The 17,943-nt window shown below is 42.4% G+C and carries 19 protein-coding genes; 12 read left to right on the forward strand and 7 right to left on the reverse strand.

The window, feature by feature from the left end:
- Positions 1-469: 469 nt before the first annotated feature.
- From ACS8FB_RS02750 to ACS8FB_RS02770, 5 genes are all read right to left on the reverse strand, one after another.
- Positions 470-739, reverse strand: coding sequence for a type II toxin-antitoxin system HicB family antitoxin (locus tag ACS8FB_RS02750; protein WP_439260893.1), 270 nt, complete (start codon positions 737-739; stop codon positions 470-472).
- A 300-nt stretch (positions 740-1,039) separates the two neighbouring features.
- Positions 1,040-1,318 (reverse strand): peptidylprolyl isomerase PpiC, encoded by a 279-nt coding sequence (gene ppiC / locus ACS8FB_RS02755; RefSeq protein ID WP_439260894.1) that lies wholly within the window; start codon positions 1,316-1,318, stop codon positions 1,040-1,042.
- A gap of 121 nt (positions 1,319-1,439) precedes the next feature.
- Positions 1,440-2,432, reverse strand: coding sequence for a 23S rRNA pseudouridine(2604) synthase RluF (gene rluF, locus ACS8FB_RS02760; RefSeq protein ID WP_439260895.1), 993 nt, complete (start codon positions 2,430-2,432; stop codon positions 1,440-1,442).
- A 262-nt stretch (positions 2,433-2,694) separates the two neighbouring features.
- Positions 2,695-3,408, reverse strand: a complete 714-nt coding sequence (locus tag ACS8FB_RS02765; protein ID WP_439260896.1) for a DarT1-associated NADAR antitoxin family protein — start codon at positions 3,406-3,408, stop codon at positions 2,695-2,697.
- A 103-nt stretch (positions 3,409-3,511) separates the two neighbouring features.
- Positions 3,512-4,156 (reverse strand): glutathione S-transferase, encoded by a 645-nt coding sequence (locus tag ACS8FB_RS02770; protein WP_439260897.1) that lies wholly within the window; start codon positions 4,154-4,156, stop codon positions 3,512-3,514.
- Positions 4,157-4,468: 312 nt separating this feature from the next.
- On the opposite strand from ACS8FB_RS02770, the gene otsB reads away from it, so the two are divergent.
- From otsB to ACS8FB_RS02800, 6 genes are all read left to right on the forward strand, one after another.
- Positions 4,469-5,410 (forward strand): trehalose-phosphatase, encoded by a 942-nt coding sequence (gene otsB / locus ACS8FB_RS02775; RefSeq protein ID WP_439260898.1) that lies wholly within the window; start codon positions 4,469-4,471, stop codon positions 5,408-5,410.
- On the forward strand, positions 5,407-7,050 hold the full coding sequence (locus ACS8FB_RS02780; RefSeq protein WP_439260899.1) for an alpha,alpha-trehalose-phosphate synthase (UDP-forming): 1,644 nt from the start codon (positions 5,407-5,409) through the stop codon (positions 7,048-7,050). Before otsB ends, ACS8FB_RS02780 begins: the two co-directional genes overlap by 4 nt.
- Positions 7,051-7,147: 97 nt before the next feature.
- Positions 7,148-8,230, forward strand: coding sequence for an acyl-CoA dehydrogenase (locus tag ACS8FB_RS02785; RefSeq protein ID WP_439260900.1), 1,083 nt, complete (start codon positions 7,148-7,150; stop codon positions 8,228-8,230).
- Positions 8,218-9,036: a PIG-L deacetylase family protein gene (locus tag ACS8FB_RS02790; RefSeq protein ID WP_439260901.1), complete on the forward strand. Its 819-nt coding sequence runs from the start codon at positions 8,218-8,220 to the stop codon at positions 9,034-9,036. Before ACS8FB_RS02785 ends, ACS8FB_RS02790 begins: the two co-directional genes overlap by 13 nt.
- Positions 9,020-9,811: a class I SAM-dependent DNA methyltransferase gene (locus tag ACS8FB_RS02795; RefSeq protein WP_439260902.1), complete on the forward strand. Its 792-nt coding sequence runs from the start codon at positions 9,020-9,022 to the stop codon at positions 9,809-9,811. Before ACS8FB_RS02790 ends, ACS8FB_RS02795 begins: the two co-directional genes overlap by 17 nt.
- Positions 9,812-9,874: 63 nt before the next feature.
- Positions 9,875-10,546, forward strand: a complete 672-nt coding sequence (locus ACS8FB_RS02800) for a glycosyltransferase family 2 protein (RefSeq protein WP_439261288.1) — start codon at positions 9,875-9,877, stop codon at positions 10,544-10,546.
- A gap of 108 nt (positions 10,547-10,654) precedes the next feature.
- Here the strand turns inward: ACS8FB_RS02800 and ACS8FB_RS02805 are convergent, their stop codons facing one another.
- A complete protein-coding gene (locus ACS8FB_RS02805; RefSeq protein ID WP_439260903.1) occupies positions 10,655-11,170 on the reverse strand; it encodes a hypothetical protein in 516 nt (171 codons plus the stop codon).
- A 501-nt stretch (positions 11,171-11,671) separates the two neighbouring features.
- On the opposite strand from ACS8FB_RS02805, the gene ACS8FB_RS02810 reads away from it, so the two are divergent.
- The 6 genes from ACS8FB_RS02810 (at position 11,672) to ACS8FB_RS02835 (ending at position 17,161) form a co-directional block, all read left to right on the forward strand.
- Positions 11,672-12,871: a sugar transporter gene (locus ACS8FB_RS02810; RefSeq protein WP_439260904.1), complete on the forward strand. Its 1,200-nt coding sequence runs from the start codon at positions 11,672-11,674 to the stop codon at positions 12,869-12,871.
- A gap of 504 nt (positions 12,872-13,375) precedes the next feature.
- Positions 13,376-14,635, forward strand: a complete 1,260-nt coding sequence (locus tag ACS8FB_RS02815; protein WP_439260905.1) for an MFS transporter — start codon at positions 13,376-13,378, stop codon at positions 14,633-14,635.
- Positions 14,636-14,766: 131 nt separating this feature from the next.
- On the forward strand, positions 14,767-15,099 hold the full coding sequence (locus ACS8FB_RS02820) for a glutathione S-transferase N-terminal domain-containing protein (RefSeq protein WP_439260906.1): 333 nt from the start codon (positions 14,767-14,769) through the stop codon (positions 15,097-15,099).
- Entirely contained in the window at positions 15,089-15,451 is a 363-nt protein-coding gene (locus ACS8FB_RS02825) for a glutathione binding-like protein (protein ID WP_439260907.1), read from the forward strand. The genes ACS8FB_RS02820 and ACS8FB_RS02825 overlap by 11 nt, the downstream gene beginning before the upstream one ends.
- A gap of 23 nt (positions 15,452-15,474) precedes the next feature.
- Positions 15,475-16,335, forward strand: a complete 861-nt coding sequence (yghU, locus tag ACS8FB_RS02830) for a glutathione-dependent disulfide-bond oxidoreductase (RefSeq protein ID WP_439261290.1) — start codon at positions 15,475-15,477, stop codon at positions 16,333-16,335.
- A gap of 241 nt (positions 16,336-16,576) precedes the next feature.
- Positions 16,577-17,161, forward strand: a complete 585-nt coding sequence (locus tag ACS8FB_RS02835; RefSeq protein WP_439260908.1) for a TetR/AcrR family transcriptional regulator — start codon at positions 16,577-16,579, stop codon at positions 17,159-17,161.
- Positions 17,162-17,178: 17 nt separating this feature from the next.
- Here the strand turns inward: ACS8FB_RS02835 and ACS8FB_RS02840 are convergent, their stop codons facing one another.
- Positions 17,179-17,937 carry an ABC transporter ATP-binding protein gene (locus ACS8FB_RS02840; RefSeq protein ID WP_439260909.1) on the reverse strand — a complete coding sequence of 253 codons (759 nt, stop codon included), beginning with the start codon at positions 17,935-17,937 and terminating at the stop codon, positions 17,179-17,181.
- Positions 17,938-17,943 lie beyond the last annotated feature (6 nt).

The following is a 17,943-nucleotide window of genomic DNA, read 5'->3' on the forward strand; positions in this document are numbered from 1 at the left end:
GTATTGTGCTCAAATATTATTTAAACTCTTTATCCATATCTATTCATGCTTATAGTCAAAGCCTTGTGCATCATCAATCCGAAAAATCACATCCAACAACATTTTTAACAGTTCTGATTTGTCAAAATACCTAGTACTTATCACAATCGGCGAAGTTAACAGCTCATTCTCAAATGAGCTTCGGCATAGCTTACGACATGTATTTTTTCTTTTAGTTCTAATAGCATCTGCTCATTCCATGTTCTATAGCGATGTGCATTATATCAATGATCTTGTATAAATGCTCTTTCACAACTTGTCTGGCATAAATAGCATTTAAATAAGCAATTCATCTAAACGCTATCTACATTATGAGTACTGATCTATTTAATCTACTAATGTCTAGTAGTGGCTTATAGCAATATGACTGTATCAACTAGTATGAGTTCCATTCTCATCTATTGCATACATTTATGGCTATTCAGTTTTATCAATAAAGCTCATCTATTTGAACATCGACCGTTGCCCAAGACATACCCTCAAAACCCGGGTCATCTTTATAGTTATTACTATCAGTAGGCATAGGAATTGGTTCGCCATCGTCTATCATGCCACTTATATGAAGCACAATAGCTTCTTTAGCATTTTTTAAAATATTTCCATACTCATCACTAGCTGAATAGCAGCCCGCTATATCTGGGATAATGATGCCATACGCAGTATTGTCGTCACCTTGTTGGATTGTTATCGGATATTCCATCCTCAACTCCTTATAATTTTAAGTTTATGTATTAAAAAACAAATAGTTCAGATGATCAACCCAGCCTCTTTTAAAGCAATTTGAACAGCATAAAATACAGATACCGCTGCTCAAGCTTATTATTTACTAAAGTTTTCCAATATTCTACAACTATCTTTATCCGATTGAAGTACCTGTATATGTGAGCATAGTTTTCGGCAGGTAGATAAGTATTAACCATAAAAAAGGCCAGACCGCTTAGTTGTCTGGCTTTTTAGGTATGACCTATTATCTGTATTACGAAAGAAAAAAGCCTAACGCTTACGTCCTATAAAGCACTTTTACCACATGCCAGCCAAACTTTGTCTTTACTAAATGTGGGGTAAATAGTTTGCCAGTGAAGCAGACTTTATCGAATGCTGGCACCATTTGACCTTTATTAAACTCACCTAAGTTACCGCCCTTTTTAGCTGACGGGCAGGTTGAGTGTTTTTTGGCAAGCATATCAAAATGCGCACCTTTTTTAAGCTTGGCGATAATATCCTCCGCCAACTCTTTATCTTTTACTAAAATATGTAATGCGCTAGCGGTACGAGCCATAATGTAAAGCCTTTATAAAATATTCATTATCGGGGAATTATATCACTACTTACCTTGGTCGCTAAACTCACTTGTAGGCGCTACTTTATCAAAAATTATTATCTGACCATTACACATTGAGCTATCGTTTTGAAGACCGCTTAGAACCTCGACCTTTTGCAGGGCGCCTGCCATTTACTGCAGGCTTGCCATTGCCACCAGTCTTCTTACCACGACCAGAAGGACGCCTATCTTTAGAACCTGCTGGTTTTCTGGCATCGTCTTTAAGATGTTTACCATTCCCTTTTGCCGCGCCTGTTGATTTAGAAGACGCTTTTGACTTTGACGAGCTATTAGTACGAGCGTTTTTTCTTGATGTATTGCGAGATTTCTTAGCCGCATTTTTGTCTTGCGAAGAAGAATCTTCTATAGAGTTAAGTAAAACAGACAACTCTTTTGGGGTTAAATCTCGCCAATCTCCAACTGGAAGACCCTTAAGAGTCACATTCATAATCCGCGTACGCTCAAGCTTCACGACTTCATAACCAAAATGCTCACACATACGACGAATTTGACGGTTTAACCCCTGCACTAGCGTAATGTTAAACACGGTGGGTGCCACCTTAGTCACCGGGCATTTTTTGGTCATCGTTCCCAAAATAGGCACGCCGCCTGCCAAACCCTCGATAAAACTATCGGTGATCGGTTTATTAACCGTCACCAAATACTCTTTTTCATGATTATTACCAGCACGTAAGACCTTGTTCACTAGGTCGCCATTGTTGGTCAAAAATATTAAACCTTGAGAATCTTTGTCCAAACGACCAATTGGAAAAATACGTACTCCATGTCTGACAAAATCGACAATGTTATTTTTCTCGGAGCTTTCAGTGGTGCTTACAATACCCACTGGCTTATTCAATACAATAAAAACAAAATCATCGGCCTCTCGCGGCTCAATGAGCTGTCCGTTGACTTTTACCGTATCTCCAGCAACCACCTGATCGCCTACTTGAGCACGCTTACCATTGACGTAGACATTACCTTGTTCGATAAAGCGGTCAGCGTCTCGCCTGGAGCAAATACCGCTTTCGCTGATGTATTTATTTAAACGAGTCGAGGAAGTGTTAAACATAAAGTGCCATTTTTACCTAATAAAAAGCCTTTTTTGCTAAGAAAAAGACTAAATTGAGTGGATTATCATCAGCGAGGTGGCTCACATTATATAGGAAATTCAGTACCCATTTTAAAGGAGAGAACAAAATCTAGAAATATGTGCATAATCGTACAAATCGAAGTTGTGTCAAACAGCTTCTAATGATGCCAAAAGTGCAAAAAACCTATACGAATTGAAAGATGTGCGACGGACAAACGAAGCCAATCTCTAGTCGAACTATTCAAAACCACCCTTCTTCTAACAGATGGGCTGTATTACTCAATTTAAACTCAGTATGTAAGTCATAAAACGTTCCTGGGTCTTCAACGTTATCAAGTAAATCGCGTTTATTGAGTGCTACAAACATCGCCAGCGAATAAGCCGGACAATGAATAGACTTTTTGGGATTAAATTCAAGGTCTGTAAAGGCTTGATATTGCATGACCTCTTCGTGGAGCTGAGTGTTCTGCTTTAGTGCGTTAACATACAGCCAATCATAAAACGCAGTTAGCGGCTCTAGATTCCACTCCATACCAAAATCATTGTAACCAATGAGCTCACCAGACGATTGCAAGCGCTCGTCTTTTTTGGCCTGTCTTGGTGGCACTGTCAGCAAGTCACTATAGGGACCACCATGTTCAAACACCTTGCTCGCCTGAAAGATGTTTTCGACATTATGCTGCGCGCCATTGTGCTCGTCAGTGAGCTTTAAGCTAAGTGGACTGAGCAAAAAACTTAGCTTATTGCCAGACTTACTAGATAGCTCTAAGACGTGGTTGAATCCATATTTTTTACGAATGACTTGATGCATATCGTTGATGGATTTTTTCTTTTGCCGACTGGCAAATCCCACATGCCGCTCAAACCTAACCATATCTGTTTTTACCAGATTGTCACTGTTGACTCTAGGCATAAATACGGGTTTGTGTTCTACAGCGTCTTGTCTTTGTTCCATAATTTGATTTCTTTATTTCGTAACAATGTGCATTATATCAATAGTTTTGTATAAATGTTCTTTCATAACGCTAGTGCTTGCCTTTAAGAAGGAACATTACTGGTCATGGAAAAACCACCATTTCATCTCCTTCCTGCCAAAGCTGATACTTCGTCATCGCTTGTATGAATACTGGGTGCGCCAACCAATGCTGTAGCCAGCGCTGCAGGTTTGGATAAGGCAGACTATAAAAAACCTCGCGATCCACATGAGCGAATTGACGAACAAAAGGCATAATCCCAATATCAGCAATGGTTATGCTCTCCCCTAAAAGATAAGTATGCTTGGTTAGCAGTTCTTCTAAAACATGCAAAAACGCCTCACCCCGTTGTCGATACGCTTCTTGGGTCATCTCAGGGTGACGATCAGCATACTTATAACGATCCAGCCAATGTTTAAATTCATTATCATTTTTGTTAATCAACGCATTTGCTTGGTGAATAACTTCTGTATCAAGTAGCCCTTGCTGATCGTCTTGCTTAAGCGCCCATATCATGATCTCTCGACTCTCTTCAATAACTTCACCATCTGTAAGCTGTAAAACAGGCACAGTTCCCTTTGGGCTAATCGCTAGCATCTGTGGCGGTTTATTTTTTAATATTATCTCTCGCAGCTCCACTTGCAACTCAGCAAATAAGATACCAAGCCTAGCACGCATGGCATAAGGACAGCGACGAAAAGAGTACAGGCGATGAAGTGAGGAAGTCATAAATATTTTTCGCAATTGGATCTGGATGAATGAGCTTAAAGATGAAGTCTATTATCTTATCATCAACCACATTGTTTGATACATTAAAAGTTTTACACTAAAAAAATTCATACTAAATGACACATTCGCTGTGTCGCAGTGTGAGTCGGTTTGTGGCAGACTTATCACCAGACTTCATCGATTATTATTTTATAAACAGATACTTAAAGATATATTCACTTTTAGAGATAAAAGCCTATTTTGTATCAAAATTAAGTAAAGTCAAATTACAACGATATAATATGATGACTTATTAACTAAAAGGGGAAAAGTGTGACTTTAGCAAAAAACCCTCGTTTAAATATACCACCGGTGTATATCGAACCAAGAGATTTTGCTGATTATCTGACTATTCAGCAGGATTATTGCTTGTTTTTAGATATCGATGGCACGCTTGCTGATTTTACGCTTGATCCAAAAGACAGCAGCATTCCTGATACAACCTTGTCCCTCATAAAAGACATACAAAGTTGCGGCGTTGACATAGGTGTTGTGACGGGACGTAGCTTGGCTGAAGCAAAGCAAATGCTATCTCCTATACAAGTACCGATTGCAGCCACTCATGGTCTCGAAATAGAATTTGATCGTAATGAAGCTCAAGGTACAAGCTACGATAATACAGATACTTTGCAATGTGATAACACTGAACTTAGTGCCATCAAACTGGCCATTATCCAATCTTGCAAACCTTATGATGACTTTACTATAGAAGATAAGCCTTACTCCGTCGCTCTGCACTATCGCCAAAACCCTGACTTAACTGACACCGCGTATGCCATTATGGCAAAAACGGTAAAAAATCGTGTTAATTGGACATTGAAACAAGGCAAATATGTCTGGGAAGCGGTACCAAAAGGGGCGGATAAAGGCGCAGCTATTTTGACCTTATTAAAAAAGATGCAAACTGATCATAAGCTTTGTCCTATCTTTATCGGTGATGATATCACTGATGAGGCGGGATTTAGAGCCATACAACAAGAAGACGCCCTAAGCGAAAATACATCTTTGACTCATCTTGATCAGCCTATAAAAGGCATGGGCATTAAAGTAGGTAGTGAAGCCACTTGTGCTCATTACTACATACATGACATTGCTGAGGTAACGGTTTTACTGCGTAGCTTTTTAGACTTTTGTCAAAGCAGAGCCAATCTTTTATCTGAATCATCCGCTCCCAATGCCTTTATTACTAAAAAAACAACGAGATGTCTTATATGAGCCGCTTAATCGTTTTATCCAATCGGGTAAAAATGCCTGATAATAACCCAATGGCAGGCGGACTTGCCGTCGCCCTGCATGACATGCTAATAGGAAACTCAGGCATTTGGATGGGCTGGAATGGTGATATTGTGGACACTTGTGATGACAGCGTTGACAATGAGTTTAACTGTGATGGACAAGCGACTGCAACCGATGCCGATGTTCAAGTGGCAAATAAGAACATTACTTATATGACCACTGCCCTCACCTCTAAACAATATCAGCATTTTTATTGCGGATTTGCTAACAATGTATTGTGGTTGCTGTTGCATGAGCAAGCCCATCTGATTAGCCAAGCGCCAGAAGATTATGCAGGCTATCAAGCGGTCAACCAGCTTTTTGCCAAACAATTAAAAAAGATTATTCAACCCGACGATGTCATTTGGGTACATGATTACCACTTTTTAAGTGTGGCATATTATTGTAGGCAGCTGGGCTTAAATAACCGTATTGGCTTGTTTTTGCACATCCCGTTTGCTCCCCTCACATTTTGGCAAAAGCTTGATCAAAGTCCTGAATTGATTAAGCACCTTGCTCATTACGATGTATTCGGTACACAAACTGAGCAAGATAAAGAAAATTGTCTGGCGGTCTTTAACCATTATTTAAAGGACAGCTATTTAAATACCCGCCACTTAACCGATAGTATGTCAAAAACCGATAGCATGTTAAAAACTAATAATATGCTCAAAGAGTCTACAAATAACCCTGCACATATAGCACAAAATTTTGCTAAGTCCAATCGATCGACTGGTGCGCAGTTGGAGCTTAACCTAGACTTAGATGCTCCGCACCATATAATGATTGATGCTTATCCAATCGGTATAGATGTCGACAAAATACAACAACAGGTCATCAACTCATCTTCATATTTATCTTCGCAATATAAAAGACAAATGCCAGAGAAGACTGATATAAAAACAGCCGTCCAGCAGATAATCGCGGTAGATAGGATTGATTATTCCAAAGGATTGTTAGAGCGTTTTTCGGCCTACCGCCAGTTTTTGCAGCAGTATCCCGCCTATCAAAATCAGCTAAAATTGATTCAAATTGCTTGTCCTAGTCGCCTAGATCTGCCCGTTTATCAGCAGCTCTATGACGATGTTAGACAGACTGTCCATGAGGTAAATCAGCAATTTTCACCGATTGGGGTGCAATCAGATGCTTTCAAAATTGACGATTTAGAAGACTGTAAACTTGATACTTTCGGCTCTACAAACAATTGGCAGGCGATTACCTATAGTGAAAACGTGTTAAGTCATGGAGAATTGATGGCAGCGTTTTGGTACAGCGATATTGGCTGGGTAAATTCGCTCAAAGACGGCATGAACCTAGTCGCCAAAGAGTATATTGCTGCACAAAATCCAGACAATCCTGGAGTACTGCTACTCTCTGATTATGCAGGAGCGGCCGAGCAAATGCAGGCAGCGGTTATTATCGACCCGCACAATCCAAAGAGCATTGTAAAAGGTCTAAAAACCGCTCTAACAATGCCCTTAAAAGAGCGTAAGTCTCGCTATCAGACGTTATTGCAAGGTCTTTGGGAGTATGACTTACAAGCTTGGCAGCAAGATTTTTTAGAGGATTTATACCGATGATATTTTGTCGTTGGTTTATGATTAATAACATTTAACCCATGCTAGTCCTTGGGCGCAGTCCCAATAGCTTATTTATAAAAATAATTAGGGAACCCTTATGCTAGACGCAAAAGATACTTTATTACAGGACATTAAAGCCGCTATAAGAGACGTGATAAGTACCGATTTAACAGATACTGACTTGCCTGTCATAACGGACGAGTTGCGCCGTGACATATTGAATCTCTTAATCACTTATAGTGACAAAATCCCGCATCCTGCCAGCGGTGCTGCCGGTAATAATGGAACGGACTCACGCACATTAGTCCGTTGGCAAGTGCTGGCGTATGTTGCTAGTATCGACTTAACGATTATAAAGTGGTTTGAGTCGCACCTAGATGCCTTAAGCATCTTGCACGAACTGGGTTATGACAAAGCAGTAAAAGGGCTATGCGCAGTTTGGGCGTCAGAAGGCCACCCTGATCCCATACGCTATGAGCAAGACAAAATAAGTGGTACAAAAGCGTGGTGTTCAGGCGCGAATATTGTCAACTATGGCGTAATGACTTATCGAGATGAGCATGGGCGCTCACAACTGCTTGTCGTAGATATGCAGCAAGATGGCATTGCGATTGATAATAGTGGATGGCAAGCAGTAGGTATGCAAGCCACTGATACTGCCGCTATAACGTTCGAACAAGTAACGGCTAATACTGCTGGGAAAGCCGATGCGTACCTAGAGCGCGTAGGATTTTGGCATGGAGCGGCAGGAGTTGCTGCTTGCTGGTATGGCGCAGCCTCATGTATAGCCACTTATTTAATGCAGTCTTATCAAAAAAAACCAAACGACTATAAAGCCATGTATTCTGGGCAAGTCAGTACAGCATTGAGTGTGACTCAACAGTATTTTCATCATGTCGCTCAACTTATAGATACCCAGCCCACGCTGTCCCATGAGTTGGCTATTCGCGAATTAAGGGCGCATGTCGAGCAAGTCGCTCGGCAAGTAATAGAGAGTGCTGGACAAGCATTGGGCGCGGCACCATTTTGTGGTAACGCGCATTTTGCAAGATTATCAGCAGATCTAAGCGTGTTTATCCGTCAAAGTCATGGCGCGTTTGATTTACAAAAAATTGGCGAGCTATCTAGCATTGCAACCAGTGATTTAACAGACGGGCAGGTAAATATATGGCAACTGTAATTTCTAATATGGCTACGTCTGAGAGTCATCATCCAATCGTTGGCGATCGTATGATAGCAGGCGATGGCACCAGTATAGAGAGTTGGAAAAACTGGCAAGGACTACAAAACCTACCTCGGTTAGATATTGCCAAGCGTTTTTCGCCAAACCAACGGCTGTGCATTTTTGCCCCGCATCCTGATGATGAAATATTAGGCTCTAGTGGTTTGCTACAGCAAGTAGCGGTTAATGGCAATCCTATTATGCTAATTCACGTGACCAATGGCACGCAAAGCCATCCAGACTCACAGATTTATCCTCCGCAGCAGCTTGATATTATCCGTCCAAAAGAAAGCCTAGCGGCGTTAGAAGTATTGGGTATCGCTCACCAAGTGACCATCGTTGCGCTAAATTTGACGGATGGCAATGTGTTTACCGAGCAGGAGCAGTTTTGGCAAAAACTGGCCGCTATTATCCAGCCTGATGATATTTTAGTGACGCCTTTTACGCACGACGGCCATCCTGATCATGAGGCGACAGGGCGCGTGGTCACTGCATTTGCTAAGCAGCAGCATCTAGCATGTTATCAGGTATTGATTTGGGCATGGCACTGGGCTAAGCCTGCCGACACTCGCATTCCTTGGCATCATGCCGTTAGAGTTGATTTGAACGCTGAGCAATTACAGCGTAAAAGCCAAGCCATTACTTGTTTTGACAGTCAAATTACCGTTGATGAAAGTACAGGCAACCCCCCTATTTTATCTACTCAAACCATTGCTAGAATTAGCCAACCTTGGGAAGTTTATCTATATGAGCCACTCACCTAAATCGACGTCATCAGCCGACCTTGCTGATAGTTACGCCAACACGACCTTGGACAGTTCTACTCATATTGACAATCACACTGATGCCTACTCAGAAACGTATTTTGATGCCCTATATAACGACAACACTGATCCATGGGAGTATCAGACCCGCTGGTATGAAAAAAGAAAACGTGATATTTGTCTAGCGATACTACCACAGGCAGAGTATAACAATGCCATCGAGTTGGGCTCTGGCAATGGCGTATTCAGCGAGTTATTGACCCAACGTTGTCAGACTTTGACATGCGTAGATGGCAATCATCAGGCGGTAGCACTTGCCAAACAACGCTTGACGAAACACGCTCATACTAAGATGATTCAAGGGATTATTCCTAATACGTTGTTGAATTTACAAGATGCGCTGTTAAAAGCCTATCCTTTATCAGAACCAGAGGTTTTAGACACGCATAATCCTCCTTTTGATTTAATTGTTATTAGTGAAATTTTGTATTATTTATCGCCCACTGATATCGATAAGGTTATCGCTTGGTCTCAGCAAAACCTTGCAATAGGTGGCACCATACTGTTCTGCCATTGGCGATATAGTATTGATGGCTTTGTAATGACGGGCGAGACAGTACATCAACGTCTGCACCAAACCTTTCATACTATAAATGACAAAGAAACGCCGCAAGCAACGTTTAATCATCAAAGCCAGATTGTAGATTGTGATTTTTTATTAGACGTTTGGCAACGTTCTCCGCGCTCGGTCGCCATGCAAGAAAATCTGATATGACGAATATAATGAAGTATGACGGAGTAAGACCAGTCGCTAAACAATGAGAAAATTATGGACGATATAAAAATCGGTATAGTGATTCCCGCTCACAACGAGGCATCGACTATTAGCGCCTGCTTAGAGTCGGTGCAAACTGCCATTGAACGACTCCCCTCGATCATTACCGCATATCCACTTGTCGTGCTTGATAGCTGCACCGATGGCACCCTCTCTATTGTCAAACACCTAGCAGTCAATCATATAAGTTGTGAGTATCGTTGTGTGGGACGGGTACGAGGTTTGGGTATTCGACATGCGATCACACAGGGGGCGACGTGGATTGCTTGTACAGACGCTGACACGGTTGTGACTACAGATTGGCTATTGCAACAAATCGCTCATATAACTCAGCAGTCGACTGATATGATTTGCGGTGTGGTAAGTATCGATGACTGGACAAACTTGTCACCGCAAACGCGACACGATTATGTTGCTCACTATCAAGACAAGATGGGACATCGGCATATTCATGGAGCAAATTTGAGTTTTAGTAGTCGAGCTTACCTTGCTGTTGGTGGCTTTAGTCTCCTACCATGTCATGAAGATGTGGATTTGGTCAAAAAATTTGAGACCCAAGGTTATGCTATCACTTGGAGCAATCGCGTGCGAGTCATCACCAGTAGCCGGGTAAACGGCCGGGTAAATGACGGTTTTGCCGCGTTTTTATCAAATTTGGAACAAAGCAATTTATAGTTGTCATTAGGGCATGGCAACTTATGCTCTACATTATCGACCTCTTGATTCTCTTGACTGATAATTAATACCACTTGATGATATCGCTTTAAGACAGATCACCACCTACTACTGATAATACTCGCAAATACGTTCTTGAACAATTGTCTGTCGCTCAGTTTCATCCAATGTGGCAAACGCTGATGACAGCCGTAGCTGAGCCAAACGTGAGGCTGCGTCACAAGATACCCAATTTGTATCGACACAGTCAAAACCTACCTCTGCTTGTAAGTGATGCTTTGGTAGAGAATTAGGGTCATGTCCCAACTCATATTTAATCTGTGCGATATCTTCTGCAAATGGCTCATAAGGCAACTCAAGTATCGTGAATAGCTTTGCTAAAAACTCATCAGCTGTAAAATATTTGTCCATATAGCTACCATCAAGCCCAAGATAGCGATGACACAATACATGACGTAAGCGCTCGCAAGCAGGTATAGTATGCTTTAAAGGATAACCCATGGTTTTGATGATGTCCTGCGCACGCAGCTCAAGCGTCTCTATTTGAATAATCGCATACTGAGCCAGTGGATGACGCGGATGATAGCGGCGGGTATATTTGGATGGATTGGTTGATTGGCTCATGATATTGAACACCTTAGATTCCTATAACTCCGACAAAAATTATGATATCAGGCACAAATGAGGACGTCGGAGTACAGGCTCATGCGCTTTACCAGGATTGTTTTATATCGCGCTGGAAGTTGCAAGGTTTGTACGCCACCATTTATTATAAGTATGGTTAGCGATGTCAAAACTGTTAAACCCACGATAGTTTGTTGAATGATAATAGCACATCAACTGCTAAGAAATAAATACTGATATGTGTGCTTCTTTTTTAGAATTATTGTTAGTCCGTAACATATAACGCTAAACTACTCATTAACAATCATTAGCAAAAAATCCCTTTAACTAATGTCACGGTCTTGGTATCTTGCCTCGCCATTCCTATATTGCCAAAGGTGTTTACCACACAGCATTTTTTACCCCTTTATTGGCTAATCTTCTTATCGTATTAGGGCTTGTCCTCATTTTTATTATTTATCGAGTGAGGACACGCTCTAGCATTTTCTTGTATTGGATCTTATGAAACACAACATTGAGGCGAGCCCAGATGCTCGCCGGACTCAGTATTTTCAAGTATTTTTGATGGGCGTCAGTGCCTTTATCATGAATACCACAGAATTTGTCCCCGTCGCCCTACTCAGTGACATTGCCCAAGATTTTTCTATCACTACAGCTGAGACTGGCTGGATGTTGACGCTTTATGCGTGGATTGTCGCGGCTATGTCATTGCCGCTGATGCTACTGACCAGTCGCTTTGAGCGTAAAAGCTTACTCTTAGGTTTGTTTGCGGTATTTATTGCCAGCCACGTGCTGTCAGTCTTTGCATGGAGTTTTGATGTGCTGCTGATCAGCCGAGTGGGGATCGCGCTATCGCATGCAATATTTTGGTCCATCACCGCCGCGATCGCCATACGCGTGGCACCTGAAGGCAAAAAAGCACTGGCGCTAAGTGTGCTTGCGACGGGCACTTCATTAGCGATGGTGCTGGGCGTGCCTTTGGGGCGCTTGGTCGGGCAGTGGTTTGGCTGGCGTGCGACGTTTGGTGGCATTGGCGGAATTGCTTTCATTGTGTTCATTCTACAAGCGAAGCTGTTACCGACCTTGCCCAGTATGTTTGAAGGCTCCTTTAGAAAAATTCCCGAGCTATTAAAAAATCCCTTATTGGTCTGTCTTTACCTGCTTATTCTACTGGTTTTTACTGCGCACTATACCGCCTACTCTTATATTGAGCCCTTTATGCGACAGGTCGGCTCAGTCAGTGAGAACTCAGCCACTTTTGTACTATTATTATTCGGTGTCGCAGGGATTGTAGGCAGTGTGATATTTAGTCGCTGGGGTGATCGATTTAACACACGGTTGATGCTGATATCGACGATATTAATGCTTTTTTCTATGCTTGTGCTGTTATTCGTCGTGACCTCCATTTGGGCACTCAGCCTAATTGCCTTGTTATGGGGCGCGGCACTGATGCTGCTGATTATTTCCATGCAAGCGAAAGTCATTATGGTCGACGTCAACGCCCAAGACATGCTGATGTCAATGTTTTCAGGTATTATCAACTTAGGGATTGGGACAGGCGCGCTCTTTGGTGGATACGCGGTGACGCATCTGTCTTTATCAAGCGTAGGCTATGTTGGGGCCGCTATTGCTAGTGTGGCTCTGCTACTCATGCTCTATATGATAAAGCGCTTTTCTGAATTGAGTAGAAGACTTGGCTAACAAACACCCAAATCGTTACTGCTGTTAACCGTAAGTAACCGCAAGTATAGTCGTTACGTTACTAAATAAAAGAGATACACTGCATAAATTCGCTAGACTGGTACAAATTTTTCTTGCGTGCTGTGCCTGCGCCGACAGATGCGGTAAAAAATTTATCCCAGTCTCACTGTAACCTTTTTATATTGAACTGGCTATAATCAAAATTAACGCAATCAGATAAGAACCAGCCACATGCCAGCCACTTAGATGGGTTGGCATTTTTTTATGCTACCCACCACTATATCTTAGCAATTTACATAAACTTCTATAACTTCTATTGAACGAGTGTTCAGGCAAAGCTATACTCATTGCTATCGGACTCGTTTGTACTGCATCAAACACACAAGGATAAGTGTAAAATGGGCAATCTTTCAAGAAAAATAGCTACGTCATTCGGTTTATCTCTATCTACCCTTCGTATTGTGAGCGTGACATTCACCTTCTTCGGCCACTCGGAGAATCACAATGCCTGAGGACATCATTCAACAAGATAAACATAGCACTCCTCCTATCAGACTAGGCGGGTTAAATTATGCTTGGATTGTAGCTGCGACAGGCTCTATAGCGATGTTTTGTGGACTTGGCTTAGGACGATTTGCATTTGGTATGTTGCTACCATCGATGTCGTCTTCTTTGGGATTAAATTACACTCAAAGCGGAATACTGGGATTCACTAACCTGATAGGATACCTCGTTGCGGTTCTGCTAAGCCCGCTAATCATACCTCGGTTTGGTACTCGAATCACTGGTACTGCCAGCCTGCTTTTAATAGCAGTCTCTATGCTCGGTATGGCTTTTACCACAAGCTTTCCTCTACTCTGCGCACTTTACGTATTGACTGGCATTGGTAGCGGCGGTGTGGTCTTACCGATGATGAGCGTCATGTCGCATTGGTTCTTCCCTTCGCATCGTGGTCTCGCCTTAGGACTGGTCATGGCTGGCCCTGGGTTTGGCATTATTCTATCGGGCTTTGTGGTTCCAAAACTCTTACCTATCTCTGGTCTACTGTCTTGGCAAACGGGTTGGCTGATTTTTGCGGTTATCAATATCGTGGTAGCTTGGCTTACTTTCACTTTGATCCGCAATCATCCAGACGATGTCAATCAAAATCCTTTTGGACGTGTACCAACCTCACCTGTAAAAAATAAGAAAAAGCTAGAACGTAGTAACGTCAAACTGCTCGTACATTTGGGTATCATTTTTGCCATTTATGGCGCCACTTATATGGTTTACGTGACCTTTATCGTGACTAGCATGGTTGGATCGTATCAACTGAGTGAAGCGACTGCGGGCGGTATTTGGGCATGGATAGGTCTACTTAGTGTCTTTTCAGGCATGTTGTTTGGCTGGATTTCTGACCACATTGGCCGCCGCCTTGGTCTCGCGCTGGCTTTTTTCTTCCTTGCCATCGCTTATCTGCTGGTTGGATTGACTGATTGGACTTTAGGACTGTATTTGTCCATTATCCTGTTTGGCTTAGTGGTTTGGAGCGTTCCTGTCATTATGGCGGCCTCTGCCGGCGATTATTTTGGACCTGCAGCGGCGGCAAGTGCACTTGCAGCGCTGACTTTTGCCTTTTCAGGTGGACAGGCTCTTGGGCCAGTGGCAGCAGGCTATCTGGCAGAAATTACGGGAGACTTTAGCATCAGTTATATGGTGTCTGGCATCGCAGCCTTTGTAGCGATTGGACTTGCTTTATTGTTACGTCCGCAAAAATCTGCTTAGTAAGAGACGTTTTTATAGTTACTCCAATGAAATGAACGATTGCTCAAAACAACTTGAACGGTCGTTCATTTTTGTTTATAGTGGTTGTAAGACTAATACCTAAACCTTTCGAGCCCTTTAAGGATACCAACATGCTTAAGTTTTATTTTCATCAAACCCCAAACCCTATGAAAGTAGCTCTTTATCTGATGGAGACAGGTCTCGCGTACGAGCTCATGCCAATAGATACGATGAAAGGTGAGCAACATACGCCTGAATATCGCGCGATTAACCCGAATGGTAAAACGCCAGCTATCGAAGATGATGGCAACCGTGTCTTTGATTCGACGGCTATTTTGATGTACTTGGCTGAAAAAACAGGCCAGCTTGCAGGAAAGCCAGAAGACCGAGGGGGAGATGCTCTCATGGCTAATGTTTGTCGCGACCGGCTTAGGCCCATTTTCTGGTCAATCCGTGCATTTTAAACATAAAGCGCCCGAAAAAATACCTTATGCGATCAATCGCTATCTTCGTGAAGCCGAGCGTCATTATGAGGTGCTAGATAAGCATATGGAAGGCCGTGAATATTTGGTCGGTGACGACTACTCTATTGCGGATATTTCAGCTTGGGGCTGGGTTGATAAAGCAACGTTTGTATTGGGCGAAGAAGGATTAGATAATTATCCAAACCTCAAACGTTGGTTTACTAGTATAAACACTCGTCCTGCGGTAGATAAAGCCCGCAATATTGCTAAAGACATTCAGTTCAAATCTGACTTTGATGACGCAGCTGCACGTGCCCTCTATCCACAAAACTTTGCGAAAAACGCTGAATAACCACAGACATAGAAATAGGAATAATAATGGAAAACCAATATGTACCCCCGAAAATCTGGACGCATGATACAGAGAGTGGCGGTAAGTGGGCCAGTGTGAATCGCCCCGTTTCAGGTGCTACCCATGAAAAACAGTTGCCAATAGGCAAACATGCTTTGCAACTATATTCAATGGGCACGCCTAACGGTCAAAAAGTCACCATCATGCTAGAAGAGTTGTTAGCACTGGGCAAAGACGCAGAATATGACGCCCATATGATTAATATTGGCGAAGGCGATCAGTTCTCATCAGGCTTTGTAGATATCAATCCTAACTCTAAAATCCCAGCTTTCGTTGATAACTCTGGCGCTGAGCCTGAAGCTGTGTTTGAATCGGCTTCTATTTTGGTTTATCTTGCTGAAAAGTTTGACGTACTACTGCCTGAAAAAGGCAGCAAACGTACCCAAGTCTTCAACTGGTTATTTTGGTTACATGGTTCTGCGCCGTACTTAGGTGGCGGTTTCGGGCATTTTTACGCTTATGCACCCGAAAAGTTTGAATATGCCATCAATCGCTTTACAATGGAAACCAAGCGCCAGTTGGACGTACTCGATAAGCAATTAGCGAAAAATGAATTTATTGCTGGTGATGAGTATAGTATCGCTGATATTGCCACTTGGCCTTGGTATGGCAATTTGGTGTTGGGTAATCAGTATGAGGCCAAGGACTTTTTGCAAGTCGATGATTACACCCATGTGCAGCGCTGGGCAAAAGCTATCTTAGCGCGACCAGCCGTACAACGTGGCCGCATCGTTAACCGTACTCACGGTGAAGAATGGGAACAGCTGGAAAATCGCCATAGTGCGACAGATATCGATAAAGTGTTGGCACTAAAACCAGAGTAATTGGTTCTCACCAATACAGGGCTGCTGGGATAAGTTTTTTGCAGCATTGAACGGCTAGCTATAATGCAAGAAAAAATTATCCTAGCAGCACGTTATAATGGTTATGCTTTTGTTGTTTAGGATTAACGCTACCAATAATCTCTGCCAATAATATTAGTGTGACTTGGTTTTCCAGATTTTAAGACTATATTTTTAATAAGCTCATATCTTTAATAAGATACTAGCTTTTAAGGTGAAAATTATGAGTGCACAAGCGAAGTTTAATCGTGATGATGTCATCGAAAAAGCCAAAAACCTCTATTGGGAAAAGGGCTATCACGCTACCTCTATGAGAAATCTGCAAGATGTCGTCGATATGCGCCCCGGTAGTATCTATGCCGCTTTTGGCAATAAAGACAATTTGTTTAAAGAGGCATTAAATCGATATGCGGAAGAAGGTGCTGCGAATCTCGCCAATAGCATTGCCCAAGAAGAAACAGTGCTTGCTGGCCTAAAACGGTTTATTCATAGCGTTACTGTTTGTAGTAAAGGCACCGCACCCAGCGGCATATGTATGGTGGTCAAAACTATTGGTGAGTTGACGCAAAACGATAGTCCAGAACTGCTTAATCACGCGACAAGCATTTTAGAACGTGTTGAAGCTTCTTTTGTTAAGACCTTTCAGCAAGCCATTGATAATGGTGAAATTAGCAGTGATAAAGATCCAGCTGAACTGGCCCGCTACTTTCAAATTCAAGTAATGGGTTTAAGAACTTATGCGCAAGTCAGCAATGATACGGATGCGGTAGAAAAGTATATTGATGGTATATTCGAAGGTATTCTTTAATAAGGTATCCACTAATTTTATTTAGTATTTAACGTGTCACTTTCGATCAGCCCATCTACCAGATTGATAGTACGATCACAGGAAGCCGACAGACGTGGGTCATGAGTGACCAAAAGTACGCCACAATCGTGTTCACGATTGACCTTACGGAACAGCTCAAACACTTCAGCAGCTGTGACTGTATCTAGATTACCAGTCGGTTCATCAGCCAATAATAGCGCAGGTTCCGTTATAAGCGCTCTTGCAATGGCTATTCGCTGCTGTTGACCACCCGAAAGCTCGTTCGGCTTAGTATCAGCAAACTTCTCCAGCCCAACCGCAGCCAGTAAGTCACGTGCTTTTTGTAACGCCAGCTTATCTGGGCGACCTTGAGTCAGCATCAGTGGCATCAACACATTGTCTAACGCTGTAAACGCCTGAATGAGGTGATGAAACTGAAAGACAAAACCAATACTATGGCCTCGCAAAGCAGTACGTCCAGCATCATCCATATTACTAGTGGCCTGTCCTAACAGATAGATCTCACCACTGGTCGGCTTATCAAGCAAACCAAGCACGTTTAGCAACGTACTTTTCCCAGAGCCAGAAGGGCCAATCAGTGCAGCAAAATCGTGTTTATCAATGCGTAAGTCAATACCATGCAATACCTCAATCTCGTTAGGCTGACCAATGTTGTAAGATTTTTTCAACGCCTCTAAACGCAGGACTTCATGAGGGTTATTAGAGTTATGAATGTTATGAGAATTATGAAAGTTATTAGATGTATTGTCAGACATAGTATT

It is taken from the genome of Psychrobacter sp. 1U1, assembly GCF_051847535.1.
Taxonomy (GTDB): domain Bacteria; phylum Pseudomonadota; class Gammaproteobacteria; order Pseudomonadales; family Moraxellaceae; genus Psychrobacter; species Psychrobacter saeujeotis.

Bases quoted from the DNA above. Each gene is read 5' to 3' on its own strand.
- ACS8FB_RS02750 (WP_439260893.1), bottom strand. From the start codon at position 739: ATGGAATATCCGATAACAATCCAACAAGGTGACGACAATACTGCGTAT.
- ppiC (WP_439260894.1), bottom strand. From the start codon at position 1,318: ATGGCTCGTACCGCTAGCGCATTACATATTTTAGTAAAAGATAAAGAG.
- rluF (WP_439260895.1), bottom strand. From the start codon at position 2,432: ATGTTTAACACTTCCTCGACTCGTTTAAATAAATACATCAGCGAAAGC.
- ACS8FB_RS02765 (WP_439260896.1), bottom strand. From the start codon at position 3,408: ATGGAACAAAGACAAGACGCTGTAGAACACAAACCCGTATTTATGCCT.
- ACS8FB_RS02770 (WP_439260897.1), bottom strand. From the start codon at position 4,156: ATGACTTCCTCACTTCATCGCCTGTACTCTTTTCGTCGCTGTCCTTAT.
- ACS8FB_RS02780 (WP_439260899.1), top strand. From the start codon at position 5,407: ATGAGCCGCTTAATCGTTTTATCCAATCGGGTAAAAATGCCTGATAAT.
- ACS8FB_RS02785 (WP_439260900.1), top strand. From the start codon at position 7,148: ATGCTAGACGCAAAAGATACTTTATTACAGGACATTAAAGCCGCTATA.
- ACS8FB_RS02790 (WP_439260901.1), top strand. From the start codon at position 8,218: ATGGCAACTGTAATTTCTAATATGGCTACGTCTGAGAGTCATCATCCA.
- ACS8FB_RS02795 (WP_439260902.1), top strand. From the start codon at position 9,020: ATGAGCCACTCACCTAAATCGACGTCATCAGCCGACCTTGCTGATAGT.
- ACS8FB_RS02805 (WP_439260903.1), bottom strand. From the start codon at position 11,170: ATGAGCCAATCAACCAATCCATCCAAATATACCCGCCGCTATCATCCG.
- ACS8FB_RS02810 (WP_439260904.1), top strand. From the start codon at position 11,672: ATGAAACACAACATTGAGGCGAGCCCAGATGCTCGCCGGACTCAGTAT.
- ACS8FB_RS02815 (WP_439260905.1), top strand. From the start codon at position 13,376: ATGCCTGAGGACATCATTCAACAAGATAAACATAGCACTCCTCCTATC.
- ACS8FB_RS02820 (WP_439260906.1), top strand. From the start codon at position 14,767: ATGCTTAAGTTTTATTTTCATCAAACCCCAAACCCTATGAAAGTAGCT.
- ACS8FB_RS02835 (WP_439260908.1), top strand. From the start codon at position 16,577: ATGAGTGCACAAGCGAAGTTTAATCGTGATGATGTCATCGAAAAAGCC.
- ACS8FB_RS02840 (WP_439260909.1), bottom strand. From the start codon at position 17,937: ATGTCTGACAATACATCTAATAACTTTCATAATTCTCATAACATTCAT.